The following is a 14,697-nucleotide window of genomic DNA, read 5'->3' as shown; positions in this document are numbered from 1 at the left end:
TCTGCGGGTTATGCGGGTGGGGTGTCGGGGGCGTCGCCGCCGAGGGAGTGGGGGAGGTAGTTCTGGACGGCGGCGGGGCGGAAGCCCTGCTGCCTGATCCAGCCGAGCAGGGTTCGGAACTGACCGGCGAGGCCCTTGCGGTAGTGCATCAGGACGATGTCGCCGGGGCGGAAGCCCTTGCCCAGGCCGTCCCCGCGCGCGAAGCCGTTGAAGCCGACGCCCGGGCCGGACGTCCCGTTGTAGAACTCGGCCGTCCAGGTCAGGATCGACTTGATGCCGCACGCCTTGGCGGCCTGGCGGGTCGCGGTGTTGAACGACCCGAACGGCGGCCGGAACAGCTCGGGCCGCCGTCCGTACTGCTTGGCGATCGTGTCGGACGACTGGCAGATCTGCCGCCGCTGCGCGTCCAGCGGGAGCGTCTTCATGTCGGGGTGGGTGACCGTGTGGTCCTCCATGCGCGAGCCCGCGTTGCGCAGCGCCCAGAAGTACTGGCCGTGCCCGCGCACGTACGTCGTGGTCAGGAAGGTGAGGATCGGCACCTTCTCGTTCCGGACGATGTTCACGAACTCCGGGTCGTACTCGTAGCCGTCGTCGATCGTCAGGAACACGACGCGGTCCTGCGTGTCGATCTTGCTGATGACCGGGGGCAGGCCGTCCGTGGACGGCTTCGGCGGCGTCCACGAGCCGGGCTTCGGGTGCTCCCACTGGCGGTCGCCGAGCGCCGCGGTCAGCTCGGTGCGCAGCTTCGCGCCGTCGCCGCCGTCCCCGGACGGAAGCGCCGACAGGGCGGGCCAGACACCGACCGCGATCCCCAGCGCCGCCGCCACCGCCGTGTACCCCTTCGGAACACCGCCACGCATCCCCGCGTCCCCCGTGCCGTACGTACGTCCAGTCGAACAAGATCGGACATATCTGATCACGTCGGGCCAACGACTGAGACAGCGACGCCCCGCTGTTGCACACCTGTGTCCGAACTCTCCTCCATCCGACCACGGCGAGGCGGCCGGAACGACCGGGTTGAAAAACGATCGCCCTGCTGCCGCCCGCGCATGGTCCCGACCAGCCCGACGACCCCTCCGTCTGCGATCTGGGATACCGCCTCGTCCGCCGGTACTGGCGCCCGTAGAGATCTAGGACGTGCCCCTGGCGGCTAGGCGTCGCGTTTTTCGAAGGCGATCAGGGCGACGATGAGCAGGACGGCCGTGTACAGCGCGAAGACGCCGAAGCCGACCCAGGGGGACAGCACGTCGGGGGACGGGCGGGTGCCCATGACCGCGCCGCCCGCCGCCGACGGGAGCAGCTTGCGGATCGTCTGGCCGAGGTCCCCGGGCAGGAACGAGCCGATGATCGGCAGCACGAACAGCAGGCCGAGGACGGTCGTGATCGCGCCCGCGGTGTGCCGCAGCAGCGTCCCGAAGGCCAGCGCGAACAGCGCGATCAGGGTCAGGAAGAGGCCGCCGCCGATCACCGCGCGGAGCACGCCGTGCGCGCCGAGGCCCTCGTCCAGGTTCTTGCTCGCGAAGATCAGCTGGGACAGGAAGTAGGCGGCGAACGACACGATCTCCCCGACGACCAGCACGACCAGGCCGAGCACCAGCGCCTTCGCCGTGAACAGCCGGGCGCGGCGGGGCACCGCGGTGAGCGAGGTCCGGATCATCCCGGTCGCGTACTCGCCGGTGACGACCAGGACGCCGAGCACGCCGAACGCCACCATCCCGAACTGGATGCCGACCAGCCCGTAGGCGGTCGGGTCGAACTGCAGGCGGTCGCGCGGGGTCAGCTGATCCCAGGCGGAGACGAAGACCAGGGCCAGCAGGACGCTCAGCCCGATCGTCACCACGAGCCCGGACAGCAGCGTCCAGAACGTCGACCGGACGGTCCGGATCTTGATCCACTCGGCGGCGACGGCGTCCGTGAACGTGGCCGGACGCTCCTTCACGGCGGGGTGTCCGGGCTCGGCGTGGGCGTCGGTCACGACCGTCCTCCTTCCCACATGCCGGTCGGCCCGGACGGCGGCGGACCGGACGGGCCCTCGTCCGGCGGCGATCCCGGGGGAGGCCCGCCGGGCGGCGGTCCCTCCGGCGGTTCACCGAGGACCTCCTCGGCGGCGGGAGGCTCCGCGTCGTGGTTGTGCAGGCCGCCCGCGTGGTACTCGACGGTGTCGCCGGTCAGGCGCATGAACGCCTCCTCCAGGGACGGCTGGACGGGCGACAGCTCGTGCAGGCGGACGCCGTGCTCGGCGGCGAGGTCGCCGATGGACGCGGGGTCGGAGCCGAAGACGCGGAGCGAGCCGTCCGGGTCGACCTCCACGCGCCAGTGCCGCCGGGCCAGCAGCGGTCCGAGCTCGGCGACCTGCGGGGAGCGCACCCGCACGTGGCTGTGCGCGTTGGTCTCGATGAACTCGCGGACGGAGGTGTCGGCGAGGATCCGGCCGCGTCCGATCACGACCAGGTGGTCGGCGGTGAGCGCCATCTCCGACATCAGGTGGCTGGACACGAACACCGTGCGGCCCTCGGCGGCCAGGGTCCGCATGAGCGTCCGGATCCACAGGATGCCCTCGGGGTCCAGGCCGTTCACCGGCTCGTCGAACATCAGCACGGCGGGGTCGCCGAGCAGCGCGCCCGCGATGCCGAGGCGCTGCCCCATGCCCAGCGAGAACCCCTTGGCGGGCTTCCTCTCCACCGAGTGGAGGCCGACGAGTTCCAGCACCGCGTCCACGCGGCGGGTGGGGATGCCGTTGCTGCGGGCCAGGCAGAGCAGGTGGTTGTGGGCGCTGCGTCCGCCGTGCACGGCCTTGGCGTCCAGCAGCGCGCCGACCTGGTGCAGCGGCGCGCCGAGGCCCGCGTAGCGGACGCCCGCGACCGTCACCGTCCCGGCGGACGGGTGGTCGAGGCCGAGGATCATCCGCATCGTGGTGGATTTTCCCGCGCCGTTCGGGCCGAGGAACCCGGTCACCCGGCCCGGTTCGACCGTGAAGCTGGCGTCGTCGACGGCCGTCTTCTCACCGAACCGCTTCGTCAGCCCCCGCGCCTCGATCATGCTGGGCTGATACCGACCCGTTCCCGTCCGGAAACGGCGACGGCGGGCACCCGGAGCAGGATTTGGCTCCCGGATTGCCCGCCGTTGAAGCGACTTTTCAGGGGGTTCGGTGCGGGGGTTCGTCCCTCCGCGCCCGGTACCTCCCGTCGGCCTAGGACACGTCCTAGCTCACGCCGACGAGGTCCACCACGAAGATCAGCGTCTCGTTGGCCTTGATCTTGGGGGACGGGCTGTTGCTTCCGTAGGCCAGGTGCGGCGGGATGACCAGCTTGCGCCGGCCGCCGACCTTCATGCCCTGGATGCCCATGTCCCAGCCCTTGATGACGCGGCCCGCGCCGAGCGGGAAGTCGAGCGGCCCGCCGCGGTTCCAGGACGCGTCGAACTCCTCGCCGGTCGAGAAGGACACGCCGACGTAGTGGGCGGAGACGGTCGAGCCCTTGGTGGCCTCCTCGCCGTCCCCGACCGTGATGTCGGTGATCTCAAGGTTCTGCGGGGGCTGGCCCTCGGGGAAGTCGATCTCGGGACGTTCAAGCGCCATGGTGCTGGCTCCACCCGTCTTCTCATGGGTCGGTTACGGACCCGGACAGCCTAGTCGCCCCCGCGCCGAGCCCTGCGCGCGACGGTCCTTCTCTCAGGGGACGTCCGCGTCGGGCCGGACGGCGTGGAAGGCCGGGACGGCGACGGCGGTGCCGTCCACGAGGAGGTCGGAGCGCTCGCGGGTGCGGTCGGACGCGAAGTGACGCGACTCGCGCCCGGACCACTCGTCCCAGGCGTCCGCGTAGGCGAGCCCGTCGCGCTGGAGGGCACGGGCCCTTCGCAGGTCGCGCGGCGCGTCCACCCAGATCCGGAACGCGGCGGGGGAGCCCCGCCAGGCCGCGCCGACGCCCTCCACGACCAGCGCCCCGGCGGGCGGCAGCTCCTCGGGCGGTCCGTAGACGTCGCGGTGCCAGTCGTAACGGCGCAGGCGGCCGGGGCGTCCGGCGACGAGCGGGGTCAGGACGTCGCGTTCGAACGGCGGCCACCACGTCAGCGGGTCGGCGTCCCACGGCACCCGGAAGTCGTCCGACCGGACGAGCGGCACCCCGTCCGGTCCCTCCAGCGCGCCCAGCGCCGCCGCGAGGCGCGGCGCGAACGTGGACTTCCCGGACCCGCTCGGCCCGTCGACGGCGATCAGCCGCACCGGCCCCGCCGACGGGGGCAGGGCGCGCAGCCGGTCCGCGAGGGCCGGGTAGGTCGTCGGAGCGTCCGTCACGGACGGCATACTTCCAGCAGATGCAGGTCGATCCCGCATCGCGGGCGCGCCCTTTGCCGGGTGTTTCCCGCTCTTCCCGGACCTCCGAGCCCTCGGCCCTCGGACGTCCGGGCCTCCGGACCGACGTGAAAGGGACGCGCCCGATGAACCTGCTCGGCGGACCCCGCCCCGACGCCCCCGGCCGTCCCGCGATCACCGTGGCCGGACGTCCCCTGACGCGTCCGGCGCTGGACGCGTGGGCGGTCGCGATCGCCGCCGAGATCCGGGACGCGCGGGCCGTCGCCGTGCACGCGACCCCGACCCTGGAGACCGTCGCCGCCGTCGTCGCCGGGCTGTTCGCGGGCGTTCCCGTGGTGCCGCTGCCGCCCGACTCCGGCCCGGACGAGCGCGCCCACATCCTTCGCGATTCCGGCGCCACGCACCTGCTCGCCGCCTCCGCTACCGCCCCCGAGGGGACAGACGTCCCGCCCCTCGTCGCCGTCGACCGCCTCCGCCCGGCGAGCACACCCGACGGCCTCGCCTCCGCCGCCCCTCCGGATCGCGCCGACGTCCGGAGGGCGACGCGGACGGTGGCGTCGCGGGGGATCGAGCCGGGGTCGACCGCGTTCATCCTCTACACGAGCGGGACGACCGGTGCTCCGAAGGGCGTGCTGGTCTCGCGCGCGGCGGTCGCGGCCGGGCTCGACGCGCTCGCCGAGGCGTGGGGATGGACGGCGGACGACACCCTCGTCCACGGACTGCCGCTGTTCCACGTCCACGGGCTGGTGCTCGGCGTGCTGGGGCCGCTGCGCGTCGGGTCGCCGCTCGTCCACACCGGACGTCCGACGCCCCAGGCGTACGCGGACGCGGCGCGCGACGGCGGCACGCTGTTCTTCGGCGTCCCGACGGTGTGGTCGCGGGTCGCCCGCGACCCCGGGGCCGCCGCGGCGCTGCGCACGGCCCGGCTCCTCGTGTCGGGGAGCGCGCCGCTGCCCGTCCCGGTCTTCGAACGGCTCGCCGGGCTCACCGGACACCGTCCGGTCGAGCGGTACGGGATGACCGAGACCCTCATCACGGTCAGCGCCCGCGCGGACGGCGACCGGGTCCCCGGCGCGGTCGGCTTCCCGCTGCCCGGCGTCCGCACCCGCCTGGTCGGCGAGGACGGCGCGCCCGTGTCCGCCGACGGCGAGACGCCCGGCGACCTGCAGATCTCCGCGCCGACGGTCTTCGACGGCTACCTGGGCCGCCCGGAGGCCACCGCCGAGGCGTTCACCCCGGACGGCTGGTTCCGCACCGGCGACATCGCGGTCGTCGACCCGGACGGACGCCACCGCATCGTCGGCCGCGCGTCCACCGACCTGATCAAGAGCGGCGGCTACCGGATCGGCGCGGGCGAGGTCGAGAACGCGCTGCTCGCGCACCCCGCCGTCCGCGAGGCCGCCGTCGTCGGCGTCCCGCACGAGGACCTCGGCGAGCAGGTCACCGCCTACGTCGTCGTCGACCCCGCCGCGCGCGCCCCCGAGGACGGCGTCGTCGGCGGCCCCGAGGGCGGCGCAAAGGATGGCGGCGGGGACGGGAGCGGCGGCGGCGTCGGGGAGAAGGCCCTGATCGACTTCGTCGCGGACCGCCTCTCCGCGCACAAGCGGCCCCGGGTCGTCCACCTCGTGGAGTCCCTGCCGCGCAACGCCATGGGCAAGGTCGTCAAGACCCGCCTGGTTCCGTGAGGCCCGCCCGCCGGACCCCATGACCGCCCGCCGGGCCGCGCAGAGCACCCGGCGGCCAAGCGTCGACCACCACGCCCTCCGGCGGTGCTGATCATGGCGTTCAGCAGGGCGGACATCGGGGACGTATCGGTACGTTCCACGCGATGTGCGCCGCTAGGCTGAACGCTCGAGATGACAAGCACGCACCCCGCCCCCGCCGCCGATCCCGCCCACTCGCTGGAGCCGGTCCCGCCGGGGGCTCGCAGCTCGACGGCCCTGCACCAGTTCTGGATCTGGGCGGGCGCGAACATCGCCCCCATCAACTGGGTGCTCGGCGCCCTCGGGATCAAGCTCGGGCTGAGCCTCGCCGACACCATCGCGGTGCTGGTCGCGGGCAACGTCCTCGGGATGGCGGTGTTCGGGCTGTTCGTCCTGATGGGGCAGCGGACCGGCGTCACCCAGATGGTCCTGGCGCGGTCGGCGTTCGGCCGCCGCGGCGCCTACCTCCCGGCCGCCCTGCAGGGGGTCATGTCGGCGGGCTGGTGCGCGGTCAACACCTGGATCGTCCTGGACCTGGTGATGGCCCTGCTCGGGCAGGTCGGCGTGCACGGCGGCACCGCGCTGAAGATCGCCGTGGTCGTGGTGATCATGGGTCTCCAGGTCGGGATCGCCGCGTCGGGGTTCAAGGCGATCGCCTCGTTCGAGAAGTGGACGGTCCCGATCACCCTCGTGGTGCTCGCCGTGATGACCGCCGTCGCCTGGACGAAGACCGGGGTGCACTGGGACTTTCCGGGCGCGCATCTCAGCGGCAGGAACCGGATTTCGGCCATGACGACGGTCATGACCGCGATCGGCGTCGGCTGGGGCATCACCTGGTTCGCCTACGCCTCCGACTACTCCCGGTTCGTCCCGGAGAAGGTCGGCCGCCGCACGCTCTACTGGTCCAGCGTGCTCGGGCAGTTCGTCCCGGTCGTGTGGCTCGGCGCGCTCGGCGCGTCCCTCGCCACGGTCAGCCAGACCACCGACCCCGGCAAGCTGATCGTCGACTCGTTCGGCGCGCTCGCGATCCCCGTCCTCCTCCTGGTCGTGCACGGTCCGATCGCGACGAACATCCTGAACGTCTACTCGTGCTCGCTGTGCGCGCAGACCGTCGACTGGAACGTGTCCCGCCGCGTCGTCTCCTACGCCGTCGGGATCTTCGCCGCCGCCTTCACGATCCTCCTGATCTTCCAGGAGGACTTCGCGCACACCCTGGACGCCTGGCTCGCGGGCCTGGTCACCTGGGTCGTCCCGTGGGCCGCGGTCATGGCCGTCCACTTCTATGTCGTCAAGCGGCAGAACGTGGACATCGAGGCCCTCTACGACCCGCCCGGCGCGTCCCGCCTCGGTGACGTGCGCTGGGACGCCGTCGTCTCCTTCCTGCTCGGCGCGCTGGCCACCTGGACGTTCCAGTACGGCGTCCCGGAGGCCCTCCAGGGCCCCGCCGCCAAGGCCCTCGGCGGCATCGACCTGTCCTGGCTCGCGGGCGCGGTCGTCGCGGGCGGCCTCTACCTGCTGCTGTCCCGCCGCCGCTCGCCCGTGCTCGTTCCCGTCCGTTCGTCCAGCTGAGGAGTCCGCCGGTGACGGTGATCCGCAACGTCCGCCTGACCGACCGCGACGGCCTCCACGACATCGAGGTCGAGGACGGCCGTTTCACCCGGATCGTCCCGGCGGGCCAGGGGACGGGCGACCTCCTCGCGGACGGCGCGGGCGGCCTGGCCTCCGCCCCCTTCGTCGAGCCGCACGTCCACCTGGACACCACCCTCACCGCCGGTGAGCCGCGCTGGAACGCCTCCGGCTCCCTCTGGGAGGGCATCGCCGTCTGGTCCGAGCGCAAGAAGTCCCTCACCAGGCAGGACGTCATCGACCGGGCCACCGAGGTGCTCCGCTGGTACGCCGCGAACGGCGTCCTGCACGTCCGCAGCCACGTGGACGTCACCGACCCCGGCCTGGTCGCGCTGGACGCCATGATCGAGGTCCGCGACCGCGTCCGCGACGTAGTCGACCTCCAGCTCGTCGCCTTCCCTCAGGAGGGCGTCGTCTCCTTCGACGACGGTCCGCGGCTGCTGGAGAGGGCCGCCGAGCGCGGCGTTGACGTCATCGGCGCCATCCCGCACTTCGAGGACACCCGCGAGGACGGCGTCCGCTCCCTCGAGATCGCCTTCGACATCGCCGAGCGCCACGGCCTGCTCCTCGACGCCCACTGCGACGAGATCGACGACGAGCAGTCGCGCTTCGTCGAGGTCCTCGCGACCCTCGCCCGGCGGGGCGGCCTCCGCGACCGCGCCACCGCGTCCCACACCACCGCGATGGGCTCCTACAACGGCGCCTACTCCTACAAGCTCCAGCGGATCCTGGCGCGCAGCGGCATCAACCTGGTCAGCAACCCCATGGCCAACCTCTGCCTCCAGGGCCGTTTCGACGACTACCCCAAGCGCCGCGGCCTCACCCAGGTGAAGGAGATGCTCGCCGCCGGTGTCAACGTCGCCTTCGGCCACGACGACGTCATGGACCCCTGGTTCCCCCTCGGCACCGCCTCGTCCCTCCAGGTGGCCCTGGTCGGCGTCGCCGCCGCCCAGCTCACCGGCGCCGCCGAGATCGACGAGGCGTTCCGCATGATCACCGACCGGGCCGCGCGGGTCCTGCACCTGGGCGACCGCTACGGCATCGCCGAGTCCCGCCCGGCCAGCCTGGTCATCCTCCCGGCGACGTCCCCCTACGACGCCATCCGCCGCCAGACCCGTCCGACCCATGTCATCGCCAAGGGCAGGGTCGTCGCCGAGACCCCTGTCACGCCCACCCGCCTGAGCTGGCCGGGCGAACCCGTCCGGGAGGTCACCTTCGCCCGTCCCTGAGGCCCGCCGCGACAACTCCATAGACATCCGGACTGTGGTCCGCTTAATATAAGCGGACCACAGTCCGGATAGGGGAGTGTTCATGCGCGTGCGCCATCTCGTGGTCGCGGCGGCGGCCGGCGGGCTTCTGCTCACCGCCTCCGAAGCGGCGGCCCAGTCGTCTCCCGCGGTCAAGGCGTCCCCGGCGGTCAAGGCGTCCCCCGAGGCGAAGCCTCAGGTCGACAGGGCGGTCTATGTGCCGCTTCGCGGCGGGGAGTGGCTGCCCTGTGAGGGGCTGGCCGGTTGCACCTACAAGCCGCTGCGCGGCAACCCCGCGACGGGCCCGTCGGAGGCCGTCTTCCGGCTGAAGGCTGGCACCGAGTTCGCCCCGCACTGGCACACCAGCCCCGAGCATGTCCTGGGCATCTCGGGCAGGCTGAGCTGGAACGTCAAGGGCGGTCCGCACGCGCGCATCGGCCAGGGCGACTTCCTTTACTACCCGTCCAAGGCCGTCCACTGGGGCAAGTGCCTGAAGGGCGCGGACTGCGTCTACAAGGTGTACGACGACCTGCCCTACGACTTCCACGCCGGGAAGTAGGCGGCCTCGGCCCCGGGTCCGGTGGCGGGGAGCCGGACCGTGGCGAGGAGGCCGCCGGCGGGACGGGGCGTGAGGTCGAGGGCGCCGTCGTGGGCCCGGACGATGCTGTGCACGATGGCCAGTCCGAGCCCGACACCGGCGTGCTCGTCCGTGCGGACGCGTTCGGTTCCGCGCTGGAAGGGCTCGGTCAGGGTCGGTATCAGCGCGGGCGCGAGCGGGGGGCCGGTGTTCTCGACCCACAGGACGCTCGCTCCGTCCCGCGTCTCGGTGTGGACCGTCACGGTGCCGCCGTCGGGCAGGTTGTGGACGATGGCGTTCTGGACGAGGTTCGTCGCCATCCGCAGCAGGAGCGTCGGCGAGCCCGCGGCCCGGGTCGTCTCGCCCGTGACGTCGAGCGTGATCCGGCGCCGTTCGGCGAGGGGCAGCAGGGTCTCGGTGGCTTCCTCGGCGACGAGGGAGAGGTCGACGGGTTCGCGGGTGAAGCTCCTGCGTTCGCTGCGGCTCAGCACCAGGAGCGCCTCGGTGAGGTCGATCGCGCGCGTGTTGACGTTGTGCAGGCGTTCGAGGACCTCGCCCTGGTCCCGCGTGGGGCCGCTGCGGGCGACGTCCAGCAGGGCCCGCGAGATCGCCAGCGGGGTGCGCAGTTCGTGGGAGGCGTTCGCGGCGAACCGCTGCTGCTCGGTGACGTGGGACTCGAGCTGGTCGAGCATGGCGTCGAACACGTCGGCGAGCTCGCGGAACTCGTCTCCGGGGCCCTCCATGCGGATCCGGTGGGACAGCGACCCGTTCGCGGCCATCCGTGCCGCGTCGGTGATCCGGGTGAGCGGCGCGAGCATCCGTCCGGCGAGGATCCACCCTCCGAGCAGGCCGAACACCAGCAGGAAGACCAGCGCCGCCGCCGCGCGGGGGAGGAAGGTGCGGATGAGGACGTTGCGGCTGGGGACGAAACCGCCCGGGGTGTAGGGCACGTGGTAGGGGATGTACCGCAGCAGGAACACCCACACCACGGCCAGCAGGAGGACACCGGCGAGCATGAGGAATCCGGCGTAGCTGAGGGTGAGCTTCAGCCGGACGCTGAACCCCGGACGTCTAGCCATCGGCGTCGCCAGGACGGGAGCCGTCCGCGCCGGTGTCGTCCGCGCCGGTGTCGATCCTGTAGCCGACGCCGGGCACCGTGGCGATGAGCCAGGGTTCGCCGAGTCGCTTGCGCAACGCCGAGATGGTGATGCGGACGGCGTTGGTGAAGGGATCGGCGTTCTCGTCCCAGGCCCGCTCGAGCAGCTCCTCGGAGCTGACGACACCGCCCTCGGCGGCGACGAGGACCTCGAGCACGGCGAACTGCTTGCGGGTGAGCGCGACGTAGCGTCCGTCGCGGAAGACCTCCCTGCGGAAGGGGTCCACCCGCAGGCCCGCGATCTCCCTCACCGGGGGCCGGGCGTGCCCGCGCCTGCGGTCCAGCGCCCGGAGCCGCATGACGAGTTCCCGCAGCTCGAACGGCTTGGTGAGGTAGTCGTCGGCGCCGAGTTCGAACCCGGAGGCCTTGTCGTCGATCCGGTCGGCGGCGGTGAGCATCAGGATGGGGACGCCGCTGCCGGACGCGACGATCCGCCGGGCGATCTCGTCCCCGGACGGCCCTGGGATGTCCCGGTCCAGGACCGCCAGGTCGTAGGTGTTGACGCTGAGCAGTTCCAGGGCCGAGTGGCCGTCGTAGGCGATGTCGGCGGCGATCGCCTCCAGCCGGAGACCGTCACGTACGGCCTCGGCCATGTAGGGCTCGTCCTCCACGATCAGCACGCGCATGCCCCGAGGCTAGGCAACACGGTGTATCGCGCGCATATGGCGCGGCTCCGGGATGCGGCAGGCGGACCGGTGCGGCCGTCCGGTACTCGAAGTGCCACCACTCGTTGTCGTAGACGCGGTAGAGCCCGTACCGTCCGCCGTGCTGTTCGAGCCACCGCGCGCCCTGGGCCGGACGGACGTCGAGCGCGAGCCCCCGGACATGGCCGGACTCCTCCGGCGGCAGCACGCGGCGTCGCGCCGCGGCCACCGAGCCGGTGCGCCGCACCTCCTCGGCGAAGATCCGCCGCTGTTCCGCCGGGTCGCGGTATCCCGAGGTGAGGCCGATGAGCTGCCCGTGACGCCAGAACGCCTCGGCCCGCGCGTGCGTGAACGCCGCCAGCGTCTCCGGCGCCAGGCCCCGCAGATCCTCGGCGGGGAAACGCAGGCCCAGCGCCCATTGGCAGGCCAGGAAGCGGGCGCGGCCCGGCGCGCCGCAGAAGGCGACCGGCACCAGCAGCATCGCGGTGAGCCGGGTGAGGGCCGCGAGGACCTCCGCCTTCTGGTCGCCGAGGCCGGACTCCCCGCGGCTCACCGCCGGAGGGTCAGGTCGAGGGACGGTGCTGACAGGAATGCTTTGTCGTTCATGCCCCCACTGAAATCGGGACGCCGTTGCGACCGCGTATGCCCCTTTCCATACGCCCGCGATACGTTGGCGGTGGGGTGAGGGGTGGTTAGGGAAAGCTGTCCTTCTCGCTGCGGGGTGGCGCGGCTAGCGTGGGGATGTCCGGAATTGCGCGATTCATTCTGCTCGGCCTTCACCGCGGTGCACGACCCCGATGGGACTCGCCATGCCCGCACTGCCCGCATTCCCCTTCCCCAGTGACCACGCCCTGCGGCTCGCGCCCGCCCTCGCCGAGGCGCGCGGCGACGGGGCGCCCGTCCAGGTCCAGCCGCCCTACGGCGCCCCGGCCTGGCTGGTCACCCGGTACGAGGACGCCCGGCACGTCTTCAGCAGTCCCGCCTTCGGGCGGGATCCCCGGAGGGCGGGCGTCGCCGACTCCGACGTCGCCCGCGTCACGCCGGTGGACATCACCGCCCAGACGATGGTGAGCGCCGACCCGCCCGACCACGCCCGGGTGCGGCGCTTCGTCTTCCACACCTTCACGCCGCGGCGGATCGAGCGGCTGCGCCCGTCGACCGAGCGCATCGCGGACGGCCTGGTCGACGCCATGGTGGAGCAGGGCCCGCCCGCCGACCTGTTCGAGGCGTTCGGGCTGACGCTTCCGGTCCGGGTCATCTGCGACCTGCTGGGTGTGCCCGCGGCGGACCAGGACCGCTTCACCGCCTGGAGCGACAGCCTGATCGAGGACAGCGGCCTGACGCCCGACGAGGTCCTGGCCGGCATCGCCGAGATGAACGACTACCTGGGCGAGCAGGCGGACCGGCGTGTCGAGCACCCGACCGACGACCTCATCGGCGCGCTGGTCCGCGCGCGTGTCGAAGGCGACCGGCTCAGCCGTGACGAGATGGTCAACCTGGTGCGCACCCTGCTGGCCGCCGGACACGAGACCACGGCCTCACAGATCCCCAACTTCGTGTTCCTGCTGCTGACCAACGGCGACTACAAGAGGCTGTGCGACGAGCCCGAGCTGGTGCCCGCGGCGGTCGAGGAGCTCCTGCGGTACGTCCCGCTGATCGCCCAGGGCTCGTTCGCCCGCTACGTGCTGGAGGAGACGGAGCTCGGCGGGGTGCGGCTGCGTCCGGGCGACCAGGTGCTGGTCGAGCTGTCGGCCGCCAACCGCGACGGCTCGGTGTTCCCCGACCCCGAGGTCCTGGACGTGGCCCGCGCCGACAACCCGCACCTCGCCTTCGGGTTCGGCCTGCACCGCTGCGTGGGCGCGTCCCTGGCCAGGATGGAGCTGCAGGTGGCGCTGTCCACCCTCACCAGGCGCCTCCCCGGCCTGCGCCTGGCCGTCCCCGCCGACGAGGTCCCCTGGCACGCCCACCGCTTCGTCCGCCGTCCCCGCGCCCTCCCCGTCACCTGGTGACCGCCCCGGCCCCCGCCATCGCGCGGGGGCCGGACATCTTCCATCGTGCTGAAATGTACGGACAAATGGGCTGAGATGCCCACACATCACTTGCATGTGGCCGGAACGACTGGCAGCTTAATGTCCGTACATTTCGTGTGGTGGGAGGGATCTTCTCGTGGAGACCAGGCGGCATCACCGGATCGTGGTCATCGGCGGCGGGAGTGCGGGGATCACGGTCGCGGCCCGGCTCCGCCGCGCGGGCGAGCGGGACGTCGCGGTGGTCGAGCCGGGGGCCCGGCACTACTACCAGCCGCTGTGGACGCTGGTCGGCGGAGGACGGGCGCCCCTGCGCGAGAGCATCCGCCCGCAGCGGTCGGTGATGCCGAAGGGCGTGCGGTGGGTCCGCCGCGCCGCGACCGCCGTCGATCCCGAGGCGCGGGAGGTGCTGCTCGACGACGGCGGCACGCTCCACTACGAGCAGCTGGTGGTCTGCGCGGGCATCCAGCTGGACTGGGGCCGGGTGCCGGGGCTGGAGGAGGGCCTCGGCAAGGACGGCCTGTCCAGCAACTACCTGCCGACGACCGCCCCCGCGACCTGGCGCTTCATCCGCGCCACCCGGTCGGGCAGCGCCGTGTTCAGCATGCCCGCGGGCGCCATCAAGTGCGCGGGCGCGCCGCAGAAGATCGCCTACCTCGCCGCCGACTACTGGCGTGAGCAGGGCGTTCTGGGCAAGATCGACGTCCACCTGGTGCTGCCCGGCGCCGCCATGTTCGGCGTCCCGGAGTTCGCGCGCGTCCTGGAGGACGTGGTCCGCCGGTACGGGATCAAGGTGCACTTCGGCAGCGAGGTCACCGAGGTGCGTCCAGGCGCCCGTGAGGTGGTCGTCACGAACCTCGGCAGCGGGGAGAAGACGACCCTGCCGTACGACATGGCCCACCTCGTGCCGCCGCAGAGCGCGCCGGACTGGATCAAGCGGAGCCCGCTCGCGGGCGCGGACGACCCCGCCGGGTACGTCGAGATCGACAAGCACACGATGCGGCACGTCCGGTACCCCGACGTCTGGGCCCTCGGCGACGCCGGGTCGTCGCCGAACTCCAAGACCGGCGCGGCCGTGCGCAAGCAGGCGCCGGTGGTCGTGGAGAACCTCCTCGCGGCCCTGGACGGCCGGGAGCCCACGGCCTCCTACGACGGCTACGCCTCGTGCCCGCTGACCACCGCCCGCAGGAAGATGCTGCTCGCCGAGTTCGACTACAGCGGACGGCCCACCCCGTCCATCCCGGTGATCGACACCCTCCGCGAGCGCACCGACATGTGGTACCTCAAGCGCCGCGGCCTGCCGTTCCTGTACTGGAACCTCATGCTCCGCGGCCTCGCCTGACGCCGCCGCACCGGCCCCCTTGTCCAGCGACGGGGACCGCAGCCTTCGCGGCCCCAGAGCCGACGC

The 14,697-nt window shown here is 72.5% G+C and carries 14 protein-coding genes; 6 read left to right on the top strand and 8 right to left on the bottom strand.

Annotation, left to right across the window (positions count from 1 at the left end; translation table 11 throughout):
- Positions 1-8 precede the first annotated feature (8 nt).
- The 5 genes from P696_RS0105845 to P696_RS43575 form a co-directional block, all read right to left on the bottom strand.
- A complete protein-coding gene (locus tag P696_RS0105845; RefSeq protein ID WP_026411585.1) occupies positions 9-860 on the bottom strand; it encodes a polysaccharide deacetylase family protein in 852 nt (283 codons plus the stop codon).
- A 290-nt stretch (positions 861-1,150) separates the two neighbouring features.
- Positions 1,151-1,975: an ABC transporter permease gene (locus P696_RS0105840; protein WP_026411584.1), complete on the bottom strand. Its 825-nt coding sequence runs from the start codon at positions 1,973-1,975 to the stop codon at positions 1,151-1,153.
- Positions 1,972-3,039, bottom strand: coding sequence for an ATP-binding cassette domain-containing protein (locus P696_RS0105835; RefSeq protein WP_026411583.1), 1,068 nt, complete (start codon positions 3,037-3,039; stop codon positions 1,972-1,974). Before P696_RS0105835 ends, P696_RS0105840 begins: the two co-directional genes overlap by 4 nt.
- A gap of 163 nt (positions 3,040-3,202) precedes the next feature.
- On the bottom strand, positions 3,203-3,577 hold the full coding sequence (locus tag P696_RS0105830; RefSeq protein WP_026411582.1) for an FKBP-type peptidyl-prolyl cis-trans isomerase: 375 nt from the start codon (positions 3,575-3,577) through the stop codon (positions 3,203-3,205).
- A 93-nt stretch (positions 3,578-3,670) separates the two neighbouring features.
- Positions 3,671-4,300 carry a uridine kinase family protein gene (locus tag P696_RS43575; protein WP_034483329.1) on the bottom strand — a complete coding sequence of 210 codons (630 nt, stop codon included), beginning with the start codon at positions 4,298-4,300 and terminating at the stop codon, positions 3,671-3,673.
- Positions 4,301-4,434: 134 nt separating this feature from the next.
- Here P696_RS43575 and P696_RS0105820 point away from each other — a divergent pair, with 134 nt between their 5' ends.
- The 4 genes from P696_RS0105820 (at position 4,435) to P696_RS0105805 (ending at position 9,444) form a co-directional block, all read left to right on the top strand.
- Positions 4,435-5,994, top strand: a complete 1,560-nt coding sequence (locus P696_RS0105820) for an acyl-CoA synthetase (RefSeq protein ID WP_026411581.1) — start codon at positions 4,435-4,437, stop codon at positions 5,992-5,994.
- Positions 5,995-6,165: 171 nt separating this feature from the next.
- On the top strand, positions 6,166-7,581 hold the full coding sequence (locus P696_RS43570; protein WP_051466928.1) for a purine-cytosine permease family protein: 1,416 nt from the start codon (positions 6,166-6,168) through the stop codon (positions 7,579-7,581).
- A gap of 11 nt (positions 7,582-7,592) precedes the next feature.
- Positions 7,593-8,867: a cytosine deaminase gene (gene codA, locus P696_RS0105810; protein ID WP_034483327.1), complete on the top strand. Its 1,275-nt coding sequence runs from the start codon at positions 7,593-7,595 to the stop codon at positions 8,865-8,867.
- A gap of 82 nt (positions 8,868-8,949) precedes the next feature.
- Positions 8,950-9,444 (top strand): cupin domain-containing protein, encoded by a 495-nt coding sequence (locus P696_RS0105805; RefSeq protein WP_157429536.1) that lies wholly within the window; start codon positions 8,950-8,952, stop codon positions 9,442-9,444.
- On the opposite strand, the gene P696_RS43565 is transcribed toward P696_RS0105805, so the two are convergent.
- From P696_RS43565 to vanY-N, 3 genes are read right to left on the bottom strand one after another with little or no spacing between them, the layout of a single operon-like run.
- A complete protein-coding gene (locus tag P696_RS43565; RefSeq protein WP_051466925.1) occupies positions 9,420-10,541 on the bottom strand; it encodes a sensor histidine kinase in 1,122 nt (373 codons plus the stop codon). The genes P696_RS0105805 and P696_RS43565 overlap by 25 nt on opposite strands.
- Entirely contained in the window at positions 10,534-11,244 is a 711-nt protein-coding gene (locus P696_RS0105795; RefSeq protein WP_026411578.1) for a response regulator transcription factor, read from the bottom strand. Before P696_RS0105795 ends, P696_RS43565 begins: the two co-directional genes overlap by 8 nt.
- Complete coding sequence (vanY-N, locus tag P696_RS43560; RefSeq protein ID WP_245627520.1) at positions 11,192-11,815, bottom strand: D,D-peptidase/D,D-carboxypeptidase VanY-N; 624 nt, start codon at positions 11,813-11,815, stop codon at positions 11,192-11,194. Before vanY-N ends, P696_RS0105795 begins: the two co-directional genes overlap by 53 nt.
- Before the next feature lie 256 nt (positions 11,816-12,071).
- Between vanY-N and P696_RS0105785 the strand changes: the two genes are divergently transcribed.
- A complete protein-coding gene (locus tag P696_RS0105785) occupies positions 12,072-13,271 on the top strand; it encodes a cytochrome P450 (RefSeq protein ID WP_026411577.1) in 1,200 nt (399 codons plus the stop codon).
- A gap of 157 nt (positions 13,272-13,428) precedes the next feature.
- Positions 13,429-14,631 carry an FAD/NAD(P)-binding oxidoreductase gene (locus P696_RS0105780; protein WP_026411576.1) on the top strand — a complete coding sequence of 401 codons (1,203 nt, stop codon included), beginning with the start codon at positions 13,429-13,431 and terminating at the stop codon, positions 14,629-14,631.
- Positions 14,632-14,697 lie beyond the last annotated feature (66 nt).

The sequence above is a fragment of the Actinomadura oligospora ATCC 43269 genome (assembly GCF_000518265.1).
GTDB classification, from domain to species: Bacteria; Actinomycetota; Actinomycetes; order Streptosporangiales; family Streptosporangiaceae; genus Spirillospora; species Spirillospora oligospora.
Note: the sequence above shows the minus strand (reverse complement) of the source record. Positions and strands in the feature narration are given on the sequence as shown.

Coding starts and splice junctions, on each gene's coding strand:
- P696_RS0105845 (WP_026411585.1), bottom strand. CDS start 860: ATGCGTGGCGGTGTTCCGAAGGGGTACACGGCGGTGGCGGCGGCGCTG.
- P696_RS43575 (WP_034483329.1), bottom strand. CDS start 4,300: ATGCCGTCCGTGACGGACGCTCCGACGACCTACCCGGCCCTCGCGGAC.
- P696_RS0105820 (WP_026411581.1), top strand. CDS start 4,435: ATGAACCTGCTCGGCGGACCCCGCCCCGACGCCCCCGGCCGTCCCGCG.
- P696_RS0105835 (WP_026411583.1), bottom strand. CDS start 3,039: ATGATCGAGGCGCGGGGGCTGACGAAGCGGTTCGGTGAGAAGACGGCC.
- P696_RS43570 (WP_051466928.1), top strand. CDS start 6,166: ATGACAAGCACGCACCCCGCCCCCGCCGCCGATCCCGCCCACTCGCTG.
- P696_RS0105785 (WP_026411577.1), top strand. CDS start 12,072: ATGCCCGCACTGCCCGCATTCCCCTTCCCCAGTGACCACGCCCTGCGG.
- P696_RS0105795 (WP_026411578.1), bottom strand. CDS start 11,244: ATGCGCGTGCTGATCGTGGAGGACGAGCCCTACATGGCCGAGGCCGTA.
- P696_RS0105805 (WP_157429536.1), top strand. CDS start 8,950: ATGCGCGTGCGCCATCTCGTGGTCGCGGCGGCGGCCGGCGGGCTTCTG.
- P696_RS0105830 (WP_026411582.1), bottom strand. CDS start 3,577: ATGGCGCTTGAACGTCCCGAGATCGACTTCCCCGAGGGCCAGCCCCCG.
- P696_RS43565 (WP_051466925.1), bottom strand. CDS start 10,541: ATGGCTAGACGTCCGGGGTTCAGCGTCCGGCTGAAGCTCACCCTCAGC.